At 67.8% G+C, this 12,771-nt stretch carries 14 protein-coding genes and 1 pseudogene; 7 read left to right on the top strand and 8 right to left on the bottom strand.

Annotated features, from left to right (window positions below; genetic code table 11):
• Positions 1 to 108, top strand: a pseudogene (locus ABD52_RS40270) (IS5/IS1182 family transposase); the annotation flags it as partial.
• 208 nt (positions 109 to 316) lie between these two features.
• Here ABD52_RS40270 and ABD52_RS22050 read toward each other — a convergent pair.
• Entirely contained in the window at positions 317 to 940 is a 624-nt protein-coding gene (locus tag ABD52_RS22050) for a hypothetical protein (protein WP_200905222.1), read from the bottom strand.
• 379 nt (positions 941 to 1,319) lie between these two features.
• Between ABD52_RS22050 and ABD52_RS22045 the strand changes: the two genes are divergently transcribed.
• From ABD52_RS22045 to ABD52_RS22025, 6 genes are all read left to right on the top strand, one after another.
• Positions 1,320 to 2,852, top strand: coding sequence for a hypothetical protein (locus ABD52_RS22045; protein WP_152748304.1), 1,533 nt, complete (start codon positions 1,320 to 1,322; stop codon positions 2,850 to 2,852).
• Between the two features lie 137 nt (positions 2,853 to 2,989).
• The gene (locus tag ABD52_RS22040; protein ID WP_053065467.1) at positions 2,990 to 3,919 is read left to right on the top strand and encodes a hypothetical protein; all 930 of its coding nucleotides are present in this window, start codon (positions 2,990 to 2,992) and stop codon (positions 3,917 to 3,919) included.
• Positions 3,920 to 4,001: 82 nt separating this feature from the next.
• Positions 4,002 to 4,214, top strand: coding sequence for a tyrosine-type recombinase/integrase (locus ABD52_RS22035; protein ID WP_047893064.1), 213 nt, complete (start codon positions 4,002 to 4,004; stop codon positions 4,212 to 4,214).
• A gap of 81 nt (positions 4,215 to 4,295) precedes the next feature.
• Positions 4,296 to 4,730, top strand: coding sequence for a methyltransferase domain-containing protein (locus tag ABD52_RS40980; protein WP_235437528.1), 435 nt, complete (start codon positions 4,296 to 4,298; stop codon positions 4,728 to 4,730).
• On the top strand, positions 4,663 to 5,115 hold the full coding sequence (locus ABD52_RS40975) for a hypothetical protein (protein WP_235437527.1): 453 nt from the start codon (positions 4,663 to 4,665) through the stop codon (positions 5,113 to 5,115). The genes ABD52_RS40980 and ABD52_RS40975 overlap by 68 nt, the downstream gene beginning before the upstream one ends.
• A 698-nt stretch (positions 5,116 to 5,813) precedes the next feature.
• Positions 5,814 to 6,260: an NUDIX domain-containing protein gene (locus ABD52_RS22025; protein WP_047893063.1), complete on the top strand. Its 447-nt coding sequence runs from the start codon at positions 5,814 to 5,816 to the stop codon at positions 6,258 to 6,260.
• Here the strand turns inward: ABD52_RS22025 and ABD52_RS38460 are convergent.
• From ABD52_RS38460 to ABD52_RS21995, 7 genes are read right to left on the bottom strand one after another with little or no spacing between them, the layout of a single operon-like run.
• On the bottom strand, positions 6,243 to 6,830 hold the full coding sequence (locus ABD52_RS38460; protein ID WP_082171364.1) for a histidine phosphatase family protein: 588 nt from the start codon (positions 6,828 to 6,830) through the stop codon (positions 6,243 to 6,245). The two genes, ABD52_RS22025 and ABD52_RS38460, sit on opposite strands and share 18 nt — an antisense overlap.
• Complete coding sequence (locus tag ABD52_RS22020) at positions 6,827 to 7,573, bottom strand: SDR family NAD(P)-dependent oxidoreductase (protein WP_047893062.1); 747 nt, start codon at positions 7,571 to 7,573, stop codon at positions 6,827 to 6,829. Before ABD52_RS22020 ends, ABD52_RS38460 begins: the two co-directional genes overlap by 4 nt.
• A complete protein-coding gene (locus ABD52_RS22015) occupies positions 7,570 to 8,670 on the bottom strand; it encodes a hypothetical protein (protein WP_152748303.1) in 1,101 nt (366 codons plus the stop codon). Before ABD52_RS22015 ends, ABD52_RS22020 begins: the two co-directional genes overlap by 4 nt.
• Before the next feature lie 29 nt (positions 8,671 to 8,699).
• Entirely contained in the window at positions 8,700 to 9,776 is a 1,077-nt protein-coding gene (locus ABD52_RS22010; RefSeq protein WP_047893061.1) for a glycosyltransferase family 9 protein, read from the bottom strand.
• Positions 9,773 to 10,327 carry a phosphoribosyltransferase gene (locus ABD52_RS22005; protein WP_047893060.1) on the bottom strand — a complete coding sequence of 185 codons (555 nt, stop codon included), beginning with the start codon at positions 10,325 to 10,327 and terminating at the stop codon, positions 9,773 to 9,775. Before ABD52_RS22005 ends, ABD52_RS22010 begins: the two co-directional genes overlap by 4 nt.
• Positions 10,324 to 12,231 carry a hypothetical protein gene (locus ABD52_RS22000; RefSeq protein WP_047893059.1) on the bottom strand — a complete coding sequence of 636 codons (1,908 nt, stop codon included), beginning with the start codon at positions 12,229 to 12,231 and terminating at the stop codon, positions 10,324 to 10,326. Before ABD52_RS22000 ends, ABD52_RS22005 begins: the two co-directional genes overlap by 4 nt.
• Positions 12,228 to 12,668: a DUF4254 domain-containing protein gene (locus ABD52_RS21995; RefSeq protein WP_053065464.1), complete on the bottom strand. Its 441-nt coding sequence runs from the start codon at positions 12,666 to 12,668 to the stop codon at positions 12,228 to 12,230. Before ABD52_RS21995 ends, ABD52_RS22000 begins: the two co-directional genes overlap by 4 nt.
• Positions 12,669 to 12,771: the final 103 nt, after the last annotated feature.

Below are 12,771 nucleotides of genomic sequence, written 5' to 3'. Positions count from 1 at the left end.
TTCAACCGACTCAAGCAATGGCGTGACCTGGCCACCCGCTACGCCAAACGCGCATCCCTCTACCGAGCCAGCCTGATCCTCATCGCCGCCATCATCTGGCTTCCATGATCGACAGGACAGGCCCTAGGGATGCGTTCGGCCTGATGACGAACGGCGCTCATCTCAAGGTCAGCAACCACCCCTAAATGTGGTCAGATATAGGGGCGAAGCGTGGAGGGCCACGGGCGGCGGCTGTTCCAGACCCAACTGCCCCCGCTCCCTCTACGCGACTACGCCGCAGCGGCCCCGGCGGGCGTGTAGCTTGTCGCGGTGTTAATTAACAAGCGGACGACTGGAGCGTCCGCGCTCGCCTGAACAGCACGCCAAGCAAATGCGCGTAACCACGCGCATCATCGATCGCGCGGTGGGTGTGCGCAATGTTGCCGAACCATTCTGAAGGCAAGGTCTGAGGTGACACGTCGGCTACCGGACGGCCCGTCACAGCTGCGGCGTAGCTGCGCAGGCACAGGCCAGGACCGTTGAAGAGAACGTCCTCTTCATAGGGGCCCTGAATCAAGCCGTAGCGGGTGAAGCGCCGGAGATAGTAGTCGATCCAGCCGCCGTCGGAGGCGATCGGGGAGGCGGCAAAGATGCGCGGTTTCGGCAGGGCGCGAACCCACTTGGCGAACTGCGTCATCACCTCGTGAACGGGTTGGGGATTGGTCGTTGCTGCGGCCCACGCCTCGGGTTGGGTCTGGAACCATGCATACGTGTCAGGGTTCGGAGCCGCACCTGGGAGAGGTTCGAGGACGGCCTCGAAGGTGCCGCGCTCCTCGCCGTTGCAGGTCACAGCGACGGAAGCGAACGACCTCATCGAGTTGGGCCCCGGCCACGGGCCGTCGACCTCAATGTCCGTGACGACGTAAACCCACTTGTCCGCGACGTCGATTACTTCCGTCAAGGCGGCGCTCCTCCCACTGAGTTTGAGGCTCCCCCGAGATCTGGGCAACGGGTTGCGCCGGGATCGGTCTAGCTTAGGGAGCCCCAGCGTTGCACCGCTCATCACACCACACAGCCTGATCGCGCACGACGAGCCCGCCCGCTTCTCCCGGCCGAAAGAGTCGAGGGGCCACCCGCCTACCAGCCTCGTAGTTCGCTGACAGCCGGAACCTGATCGGTGTCAGCGCGGGTTCAACCTTGGCCCCTCCGTTCGGGCGGGTTCCGAAACCACGGGTCAGCTTCAGGCGGAGCCGACAGTTCGGTTCGTTCTTCCGGACCGGGCTGCCGTCTACGGCCGTGTCCAACTCCATCGAGTACGCCGTGCCCCTTACTGTCGGGTGGTGCAGCGATGGGATTCGCTCAATGAGCGGCAGCTCGACCTGCTTCGCCGGATCCACGGCGGTGATGACCTCAGCGGCCCGGGCGGCGTCGAGTACCGGCGGTCGGCGCGTGCGCTCCAGGACCGGGGCTTGGTGACGGTGACACGCAAGGCAGGGGTGTGGAGGGCGTGCTCGACCGATGCCGGTCGCTTCCACCTTGAGCATGGTCACCATCCCGATCATCCCGACCACCGTGCTTCCCGCCCGCGGTCCGAGACGCCGGCACCTGGCGGCATCGCCGGCGGCGCTTCGTCGGAGGACCTGCTGCGATCGGCTCGCGAACTGCTCGACCGCCTGCAGCGCGAGGGCGGCATGGTCCGTATCGAGAGTCCCGATAGTGGAACGCGGGCCCGGTACCGCCGGATCATTTACGCGTTCAAGCAGCAGGGACTTGTGCCATCGGGTCACCATCTGCGCCACACTGGCCGTGACGCCGGAGACATCGTCATCCGCCTGTACACCGACGCCGGTCCGGACGAGACCGACTGGAACCGGATCCGGCTCAACACCCGACGTGTCACCACCGACCCGCATCTGGCGTTCAGCGCTCTCGAAGCCGATCCGACCAACCTCGCCGTCAGCCCGGACTCACTGCCCCGGGCGTTGCTGCTGATCCGGCAGCTCGCCGGCGAGGCGGCCCGGCGTGGGCACCGGCTCGGGGTCAACACCAAGGCGAAACACCCGCGGGTGTTCCTCCAGGCCGGGCAGGTTCGACGCACGGTCACCGTGACCGAGGAACGTGACCAGGTCCCGCATGAACCCACCGCCGAGGAGCTGAAGGTGCTGCGCCTGCGGCCGTGGATGAAACCCGCGGAGTTCGACGTCGTCGACTCCGGCAGGCTCCGCTTGGAAATCGCCCGGGCCGGACACGACAACCGGGACACCTGGACCGACACCGCACGCGTACGTCTGGAACAACGCGTCGCGCAGATCATCCAAGGGTTCGAGGCTGGCGTCACCGCCGACGAACGGCAACGGCGGGCAGCCGAAGTCGCGCGGGAGAAGGCCGCGGCCGAACACCGGCGGCGGCAGGAGGAAGCAGCGGCCGAGCGCAGACGGCAGGAGGAGGCTACCCTCGCGCAATGGCACGCCGCGATGGCCGACGCCCGCGTCCGGGCCGCCGAAAAGATCCGCGCGGAAACCTTCCGCAATGCCTACCAGGCGTGGACCACCGCAGCTGACATCCGCGCGTTCTGCACCGCCCTTGAACAAACGGCCGAGGGGCGCACCGGCGCCGGCGGGTCCCTCGCCAGTTGGGTCGCGTGGGGCAGGGCCGCCGCCGACCGGATCGACCCCATCCGCAGTCCCCGTGTGCTGGCTGACATCGACTACAACCTCGAACCCGGGCCCGAGGACCTGCGCCCGTTCCTCAATGGCTGGAGCCCTCACGGGCCACGCAAGGAGCGCCGCCCTGATCATGACCGGCAGGCCCACGCCGGCATCCGCCGACAGGCCGAATCGTGGCACCACGGGCTGCTCGACCGCGGCGCCTGAAGTGCGTCCACCTCAACCGTCACCACACTCCGGCCGGATGTGCAGGAGCCTGCGCCGGGACCTGCCGCCATCGCGGCGCGAACCGCCAGCACGACCCGGTACCACGCAACAGGCGACGCTTACCCGAGGACGGCTGGATGAGAATCGACCCCGCCCGCTTCACCGTCGGCGACGAATGGGCGTACCGGCAGTCGGACCACGGACCGTCCGAACGCGTCCGCATCCTGGCCGTCGAGCCGAAGAAGACCAGCGCCCGCCTCGAGATCAGATTCCTCGACGACCCCGACGAACGGGTGGAGAAGGTCCCCGGGTCGCGGCTGCGGGTGCCGTGGAGCGAGGTCGGGACCTTCGACGCGCTGATGGCGAACTGGCAACGCATCGACGACCTGAGCCTCGATCACACAGAGGAAGCCTGCGTCGAGGAGATCTTCGGCCTCCTGATCAGCGAAGACGTAGCCGAACTGCTCTGGTCCCCGGTGTCATGCGCCACCGACATCCACGACAGGGCCCGGCTGAGCGAGATCGTCGACGGCCCGGTCGACGACATCCTCGCCTCGGCCCAATGGTTCGACCACGACGGCCGGACCATCCTGTCCCCGGCCGGCACCCTCCACCTGGTCGAGGCCGCGTGCCATGCCCATCCGACCCAGGTCCTCGACCTCGTCATCGAGCAGGAAGCCCAGTCCCGCCACAAATGCAAGTTCGGCGATGAGCACCGCGTCGGCCGCGACAACCGGTCGACCACACCGGAATGGGAGTACGACTGGTACCGCCGCCACGACCGGCCCCGTCACGAACTACTACGCCAGTGGTGCGGTCACCGGGCAGTCACCCACCACGAACGGTTCCTCGCCGCCGAAGCAGAAACCCACCGCCTCGACATCCTCGTAACCGACATCCTCAAGGCCCTGGACACCCTCGGCGAACACGAACAGGCCGCCCGGTTCGCCGAGGAACACGAACGCGATCGCATCACACCCCACACGATGCGCCCCGTCGTCGAACGCCCCCTACACCCCTCCGAGATACCCGTACGCGAGATCAAGGTCAGACGCCGCTGGTGGTAAACACCCCCGCGCGGCCCGACGGCAAGCCGTGGCACCCCAACGCCGTCACCCAACGGTTCCGCAAACTCGTCCGCAAAGCCGGATGCCCCCGATCCGGCTGCACGACCTGCGCCACAGCGCCGCCACCATCGCCCTCGACGCCGGCGTCGACATCAAGGTCGTCTCCGAGCAACTCGGCCACTCCACCACGACCCTGACCCGCGACACCTACCAGAGTGTCACCAAGCGGATGCACCAGGACGCCGCCGATGCTGTCGCCAAGAAGATCAACCGGAAGCGCCGCAAGGCGGGGTGAAACCCACCTCCATCGAAGCGGCAGCGGACGACCGCGTGCGGCCACGCCCGACCCGGTCACCTGGGCGAATACGCTCGCGACGTGAGCGGTGACGACCAGCGGCTGAGCCGGCGGGGCAGCTTCGACGAGGACCCGGACAACTACCAGGCGGCCCGGCCGGGATACCCGCCAAGGGTGTACGAGGTGCTTGCCGAGTGCGGGCTGCGAACGGGTGCGCGCGTCCTGGAGATCGGACCTGGAACCGGGCAGGTGACCCGTCCTCTCGTGGACGCCGGTGCGTCGGTGCTGGCGGTGGAACTCGGTGGCCGGCTGGCGGCCCGGCTGCTAACGAACCTGGCCGGCCACGACGTGACCGTCGTCGAGGGCGACTTCACCACCGTGCCGCTGCCCGACGACACCTTCGACCTGGCGGTCTGCGCCACCGCCTTGGCTGAACAAGGATGCAGCGGTGCGACGGCTGGCCCGCTTCGTCCGGCCGGGCGGAGGGCTGGCGGTGTGGTGGACGGTGTTCGGTGACCCCGACCGCAGCCCGCCCTGGCACACTGAACTGGACGCGGTGTACCGACGATGGCTACCGGGGCAGGGGCGCGGCCCCGTCGGTGTGCCAGCCCCACTGCGGGTCGCCGAGCGCACGGCGGAACTGCAGGCAGGTAACTGGTTCGGCCCCGTCCAGGTCGAGATGATCCGCTGGGAACACCAGCTGACCCCGCACGGCGCACGCGGGCTGTGGGGGACCTTCCCGAACGTACGCGAGTTGAGCACTGACCAGCGGGAGGCGTTCCTCGACGGCGTCGCCGAGGTGGTCGCCCGCCAACCCGGTGGGACGGCGACCGACAATTACGTCACCGCGCTGTACACGGCGCCGCGCCGAAACCACGATGCCCTTCCAGCCAGCCCCTGAAATCGGGCAGCGGACGCCCGAAGGGCGCCAGCGATCTATGCCCCTTCGACAGGGCCTGAGCTCGCTGGGCCTGCTGAAGCGGGACACCACCAGCGAGCCGTTCGAGGAGCTGAACCGAAGCGGTCTCGCTGGCGCGGACCGTTCTGGGCTGGCTGCGGACCGAACAGCGGTCACGGCGGGCCCGGGGCTGGGGGTCGTAGCCGTTGGTGAGGTGGGTTTCGAGCCACTGGCTTCGAACACGAACGGCAGCCGTCCGTCGCGGGTCAGCGCCTTCAGCCGCACCGCGAGAGGAAGGCCCTCGGCGTACATGGCCGACTGCCACTCCACCTCTGACAGCGGGGTTCCCTCCGGCTTGGCCTCGATCACCCGGCGACCCGCTGGTCGACATGCAGGAGGCAGTCGAACCGGCCGTGATCCTTCGCCATGATCGCCTCACGAACGGCCACACCCGCGCCCGCGAAGAGGTTCGTTTCGAGCCGTCTTGCACGAGCCAGCCGGCATCTCGAAGCTGCCGATCGATCAGGACCCGGGCCCGCTGCTCTGCTTGAAGCCGGACATCGCTAGACATTGCCCCCACAGCCAAGAGAGGCTAGTCGATCAAGCGCACTCTCCGAATCCTCCTAGTGACCGATCGTGAGTTGCCGTGCGGGTGTAGCTTCGACTGGCCTAGGCCGTGTTAGCTGTTGATAGGGGTCTACATGCGTGAGGTTCTGCGTCGGTCGGTACGAGCGATCCTGTGGGACGAACGCGATCAGCTCTTGTTAATCAAGAGGACGAAGCCCGGCCAAGCCCCTTACTGGACCGCGCCCGGTGGAGGCCTTGAACCTACGGACGCATCCCTCGACGCAGCCCTTCGGCGTGAGTTGCGGGAGGAGTTGGGCGCGGAGGCAGAGCGGCTCAGCCAGGTGTTCTTGGTCAGCTCGCCGTCGGGCGAGGGGGTGTCCGTACAGCACTTCGTCTCCTGCCGGCTTGCCCGGGTAGACGCGAGCGCTCGTACGGGTGCGGAGTTCACTGATCCGGGCCGTGGCGGCTATGCCCTGGACCGAGTGGCCGTCGACCGCCTTCCTGAGGTGGACCTGAAGCCTGAGGCCCTGAAGGAGTTCATCCTCGCGAACGCCGATGCATTGCTATCGGAGTTCAGCTAAGGCGGGCCAGACCCCTGCCGGTGCGAGCGTGAAGCGGCGTGCGGCTTGGAACACGTCCTGGGGGCGGCTTGCTCCGGCGGTGATCGCTGCGACCGCGCCGATGAGCATTCGGTGCGAGACGATCAATGCTGTGGACCCTTCACCCGAGTGTCCGAGGATCGCCGAGGCAGCCGCTGCCCGTTCGTAAAGCGCTGTAAGGCTCTCGCCGCCGGCCAGGGCCGAGCCAGGGTCGCGGAGCCGGTGCGTGCGCCAGCTGTGGTACTCGGCTGGGTAGTCGTCCGGTCCTTTGCCGAGGACGCAGTCGGGGGCGCGCCACTCGGCGTACAGCGGATTGGGAGCGGCGAGCGGCACGCCGAGCAGCGCAGCCAGGATCTCGGCGCTTGTGGCGGCGCGCGGATGCGGGCTGGTCAACACGATTGCAGGCCGGACACCGCGGTCACGAAGTGCGTGGGCGGTAGCGGCAATCTGTGCAGCGCCGCGCGCGGTGAGAGGCGTCTCGGGGCGGGCATGGGCGTGGGGGCGGGTGATTCCGTCGAGGCTGGTGCCGTGGCGGATCCAGAAGACGGTCATGACAAGTGCCAGCCGCCGTCGACGTTGATCGCTTGGCCGGTGATGAATCCCGCTTCCGGGGTGGCCAGGAAGGCGATGGCGGTGGCGACGTCCGAGGGTTGGCCGCGCCGTTTGATGCACTGTCGGTCGAGCTGGCGTCGGACCATGGCCTCGTGATCGGGTACGACGCTGTGCTCTGCGGGGACCTCTATCGAGCCGGGCCGCACGGTATTGACGGTGATGTTGTGGGGGCCGAGTTCGCGGGCGAGAGCGCGGACGAGTCCTTCCAGGCCGCTTTTCGCCGCGATGTAGCCGGCGAGGTCGATGCGTCCGAGTTGGGTCATGACTGAGGAGACGGCGACGATGCGGCCGTAGTTGTTGCTGATGAAGGCCGGTGTGGCGGCGCGGATGACGGTGGCGTGCGTGACGAGGTTGAGTTCGAGCTGGTCGCGAAGGACGTTGAGGTCCGTCCGGCTCCACGGGATGCGGGGGTACGCGCCGGCGTTGCTGATCAGGACGGCGAGTTGGGTGGCGTGCTGCTCGATGGCGGCGCGAAGTGCGGTCTGGGTGTCAGCGGCGGTCAGGTCGCCGGTGACGGTGTGGGTCTGTGCGCCGTGGCGGCGGGCGGCCTCGACGACCGCGTCGAGGTTGGTGTCGTCGTATCGGTGGGTCAGAACGAGGTCGAAGGCGGCTGACAGACGGGCGGCGATGGCCGCTCCGATGCCTGTGCCTGCTCCGGTGATGACGGCGATGGGGCGGCTCATGAGGGCGGCTCCGCTGGCGTCTGGGTGGTGAGTCCGAGGATCTGCTCCAAGTCGGCGTCGGGTGCGTAGAGGTCGGCGAGTAGGCCCAGCGACAGAGCGGCGTCGCGGGGTTCCAGGAGCTGTAGTGGGTAGACGGCGAGGATTCGCATAGCGAGGTATGGGCGTATCCAGGTGAGTAGGTCGGTGGCGGCGGAGCGTGCGAGCGGCCGGGCGAGCGTCGTGAGGTATCGGGTGATGGCCTGCTGCCGGGCCGGCGATGGTTGGTGCTGGTAGTCGATGCCAACGGCCCGGTGGGAGAGTCTCTTGAGCCGTACGGTGGGCTCGACAGCTTCGGCGAGTGCCTTCCTGTGATCGGCGTAGGCGTCGGTGTTGTAGTGAGCGACGAGCCAGGCGCCGTGCAGTCTCTGGTACCAGAGGAAGCAGGCGATCTCGCCGGGGAGGGCATTGAGGCCTGCGGTGTCGTAGTCGAACCAGACGGGCTGGTTGTCGGCGTCGAGGCCGATGTTGAAGTCGGTGGGGTCGCCCTGTGTCATCGCGGCCCAGACCTGCTCGTCCGGGTGGAAGGCGTCGCGTAGCTCGCTGACGAGGGCAGGAAGGTCGAGCCGTCGGGGCTGTCCGTTGACCATGAGGGTGGTCTCCCGCAGCTCAGAGGGCCGGAGACCGTCGGCGTCGGTCAGTTTGAGCACTATCGGGTTGTGGCCGTAGTAGTGGTCCAGCCTGCCGCCAGGCTGGGCCCGGTCGCGGTAGAGCTTGCTGCTGGCGCGTGAGGCCGGGACTCGGCAGATGGTCGCGTCGATGGTTCGGCGGTAGTGCTGGAGGATCGCGTCGAGCCCGCAGTCGAGGTTGGCCGCGCTGCCGGGGCCGGTGGACGTGAGAGCGTCGAGGAGCAGGCCGGTGTCCGGAAGATCGGGTTGGTGGCGGTCGTAGAGGGTGAGGGTCCAGTGCCCGACGCGGTGTTGGGAATGCAGCCTCGGTAGCCGGTAGTGGTGGCGGATTCGGTGGTACCCGGCGACTTCGGCCGCAGCCTCCACGGGGTTCGGGTTCACCTTGGCGAAGAGGCGGTGTGCGCCGATGTCGAGGTGGAAGGTGCGGTTCATGGTGAAGCGGCGGTAGCGGCCGAAGCGGATCATCGAGTCCACCAGCCCGCGCACTGCCCCGCGAAGTTGGCTATGACCTTGGCGGGGATGGCGCGAAGGTCGCTCGCGGTGGACCAGAGCGTGTCGTCGTAGCGGTCCCGCACGGGACACGCGTCGGCGACCGACATCAGGTGCGAGAACGGGGTGGCCACCGCGTGGTGGCCTGCTGATCCGGTGATCCACTTGGCGTAGCCGTGCCGTCCGTAGAGGCCGACCACATTCGGCTGGGTGCCGTCCGCTCGGATGGTGAGTGCGGCGAGATGGGTCAGGCCGGTGTCGTTGCCGATGACCAGCTCGGCAGCGGCGAACAGGTCAATGCACTCGACCGCCGTTGGTTCGTGAATCACCTCAATCTGCCCTACGGATGCCGGAGGCTGGTGGCCCGGTGGTGTCACCAGGCTGAAGCGCCAGGTACCCGGGTGGCGGGCCGACAGGTGTTCGGCGAGGGCGCCGAAGTTGTCGATGCCGTAGTCCTTGCGGTCGGGGCGACTCGTCGTGGCCACGAAGACCACGTGGAGTGGTTCCGGGGCTGCGACGGCCGCCCGGAACCTGGGGCATGGGTCATCGGAAGCGGGGAGCCTGATGCCGAGGGTTTGCTCGATGTCGAGGTAGTAGCGCATAGGCAGGGCCGCATGGACCTCGACAACGTCGGCGTCGATGAGGTCGAGCAGCGTTGGAGGCGATTCCGGTACCGCGTCGAATTCCAAGGCGTTGTCGCTGCCGAGCGTGCCCAGTTGGTGCCCGTCGCCGCCCGTGACCGTGACTGGAAGGGTGCACCGGGCGATCAGGTCCGCCCGGCTGCCGGCGTACTCCAGCGTTCCGAACTGATCGTGTGTGGCGTCGTGAAGCGCCTGTGCCATGGCGAGGCCGAGCAGCAGGTCACCGAGTCCGCGAGAACCGAAGTCGACGCGCCACCCGGTCTCACGAACCGCATCGAGGCGTGTCCGCCGGGGTGGGGTCTGTCCGTTGGCCCGGCGATACGGCAGGAGCCGGCCGAGCGGTGCCTGTTCGCGTCGGACGAGGTACCGTCCGCCGCGGTGGCGCACCGGTTCCTCGATGAGGGTCACAGCGTTGTCAGTACGCACAGCGGGACCCCATTGCGTTCGAGTAGCTGTCGGCCCTCGCCAGCGGTGTCTTCGACGAGGCAGAGCGCGCCGGTGATGTCGGCGCCGGCCGCGCGAAGCGCCTTGACGAGATTGGCCAGAGTGAGTCCGGTGGTGATCTCGTCGTCCACGATGAGGACGCGCAGTCCTTCGAAGTCGCCGTAGGCGAAGACCTCGAGACGCCGGGCATGCGGCTCGTGGAACACGAGCTTCCCGGGTAGGTCGAGGTTGACCTTCCAGGCAAGCCGATACTGGCTACCGCTGGCCCAGGCCACCGCGATTGTCGGCACGATGCCGCCGGCGTCCAGGCCCAGGAGAAGATCGTGCGGCCGATACGCCGGGTGCTCGCTCCATCGCTTCCACAAGCTGCGTCCCGTCGCCAGGACCTGTTCAGCGGCGACGTCGGTGCGGATGCCATCGAGGCCGTGGACGACGCGGATCGGACGAGCGGTATCTCCTACCCCGAGCCGTGTCACCCGATCGGCGTGCAGAACCTCGTCAAAGGCGGTGGTCATCGAAGATCGGATCCTTCCGTCCGGGGCGTGTTGGACGCGACCGAGCAGCCGAGCGCGTCGTGGTAGGCGAGGATCTTGGCGGCGGCTCCGCGGACCCGGTGGGAGAGGGATTCGTCCTGTCGCCACCGGTCGTCACTGACCTCGGTCACCGCCGGGAGGTCGATGTCGGTGTCCGGATGGCTGGTGGTGAAGGCGAGACGGACCTCCTCGCTGGCGTCGAGGTTCATCCCGTCGGCGCGCAGGATGATCTTCATGATCAGCACGACGTGCTTGTAGACAGCGCGGATATCGGGCTCGGGTTTCGCGGCGAGTCGCCGCAGCACCATCGCCACGAGCGGCAGCTCGCTGCGTGAGGCGCGGTCGTCGGCTGGTGCGTCGAAGGCGTTGAGGACGAGGTCGCTTCGGCGGTAGAGCAGTCCGCAGCCATCGCGGGCTATCTGCCGCACCGCGTGCAGTACTCGGGGTGGGACCAACCCGGCGAGCATCTCTCGGGTGGTGAACGACGACAGTGCGATCTTCTCCCCCGCCGGTCCGCTCTGGGGGACACGCCTGGTCTGAAGCCAGTGCAGCGGCAGCGTGTCGCGTACGACAAGGAGGTCGATGTCGCTCCACCCGGATTGCCAGCCCTGATGGGCGAGGCTCCCCGTGGCGGCGACGAGCGCGGTCTCAGAATCGGTCAGTCTGGCGACGCACTCCGCGAGTACCGCTTGTAGCGCCTCCGGGATGGCCGTGTTCGCACGCGGTGGAACCCTGACCTCGGACCTGCGGTGAACAACTTCCGTAACCGCCCTCTTCAGCGCGGCGAGGCTGTGGCCGTTGTCGGTGACCGTGTCGGCGATCGACGCGATGCGGTCTCCACCCCGGCTTCGCTTGATCGCGTCGCGGGCGGAGAGCGACTCCATGGTCTCGGTGGCGCGCTGCGCGCGAAGCCTGTCCGGGAGGCGGAGGAACACGATCTCGCAGCGCTCGCCCCAGATCCTGCGGAGGTGTGCTGTGGCCTCGAAGCGGTGCGCGCTCTCCAGGCTGATCCGGTGCGAGCCCGGGTTCAGCGCGGCGAACCGAAGGATCTCTTCTGTAAGCATCTGCGCCTGGGTCAGCTCGTCCCATTCGCGATACGGATCGGCCACCCCGAGCCGATCGGCGGAGAGCTGCATGAGGTAGCCGATCTTCAGCCGGGTGGCTGTGTGCTCCGTGCGCAGCAACTCGCCGACCGTGCTCTTGCCGCTCTCGGACATACCAGCGAGCACCCACAGGTGCTGGATCCGGTCTGGCGGCAGCGGAACGACGGGCACGTCGAGCTGCGTCAGGGCCTCACGGATTTCACGCTGCACGTCGAGGAGTGGGCGGTGCCCGCGCACCACGATGGCCTGGTACTCCCCGTCATCGACTTGGAGATCGATCGCCTCGGCCAGTCGCTGCTGGTACTCGACGTAGCGCTCGGTGGTCGGCACAGGCTCGCGTGCCACGGCGTGGTGCGCCTCGGCTACCGGCTGGTCGCTGTGGCGCAGCAGTAGGTGCAGCTCACGGCGTGGCGCGGGGGCGTAGTGGCGTGCTCTGGCCTCAACGTGGGCGAGCGCCTCGGCGGTGGATGTGCCGTTCTTGACCGCTGCTGTCGCCGCGCAGGTCGCCACAAGCATCGGCCAACCGCGGTCCTCCAACGCCAAGGAGCCGCCGCCGGCACACCGTGCGGCGTGGGAGCGGAAAACGAGGTCGATGTGTTCGTCGGTGGTGCTGTCGACGAACCACCACTGACTGAAGTCTCGTCGCGACACCTCGGCCCATCGCCGGTCCCACCGATCGACTGTCCCGGTGAACTCGACATCTGGCATCGCCGACGCCAACCAGCGGGCGTTCGTGGTCTTGCCGACGTTGTCGGCGCCGTTGAGGGTGACGGCGGTCCTCATCGCGGCTCCCGATAGCTCTTGAGCGTGCGCCAGTGAGGAATGCGGCGGCGACCTTCATGAATGTCGAGCACAAGGGTGTCGAAAGCTTCGGTGAGTTCGGTGTACTGCTGGAGCGCTACCGAGGGATCGACTTCGCTCGGGCCCAACTGGGCGGTCTCCGAGAATCGCCTCCACCGAACCCACGCGATGGCCAAGCGGTCGACCACGGAGCCGATCGTCTCGGTGTGCAACGGTGCCCCGCCCGGAGGCCGAATCACCTGCTCAACCCAAGAGTCGATCTCCCCGATGAGAGCCACGCGAGTGGCGTTGAGACGGTCGATCGATCTCTTGGCAGCAGCCACCACGTGGTCGTCAGCGGCCGGATCGCGGGAAATCGTCTCCGCTGCCCATTGTTCGCCGTGGTGCGAGGCGAGCCGGGACGCCGCGTGAAGGGGCACCGTCCAAACCTCTGGCAGAACCCGCGGACGGCCGCCAAACGTACTGATGATCAGGTCTGAGCTGGGCAGCGGTGTACCAGACTGCTGGTTAGGGATGAGTGGT

The organism is Micromonospora sp. RV43, assembly GCF_001029515.1.
Taxonomy (GTDB): Bacteria; Actinomycetota; Actinomycetes; order Mycobacteriales; family Micromonosporaceae; genus Micromonospora; species Micromonospora aurantiaca.
This window is presented reverse-complemented; position numbering and strand designations above follow the sequence as displayed.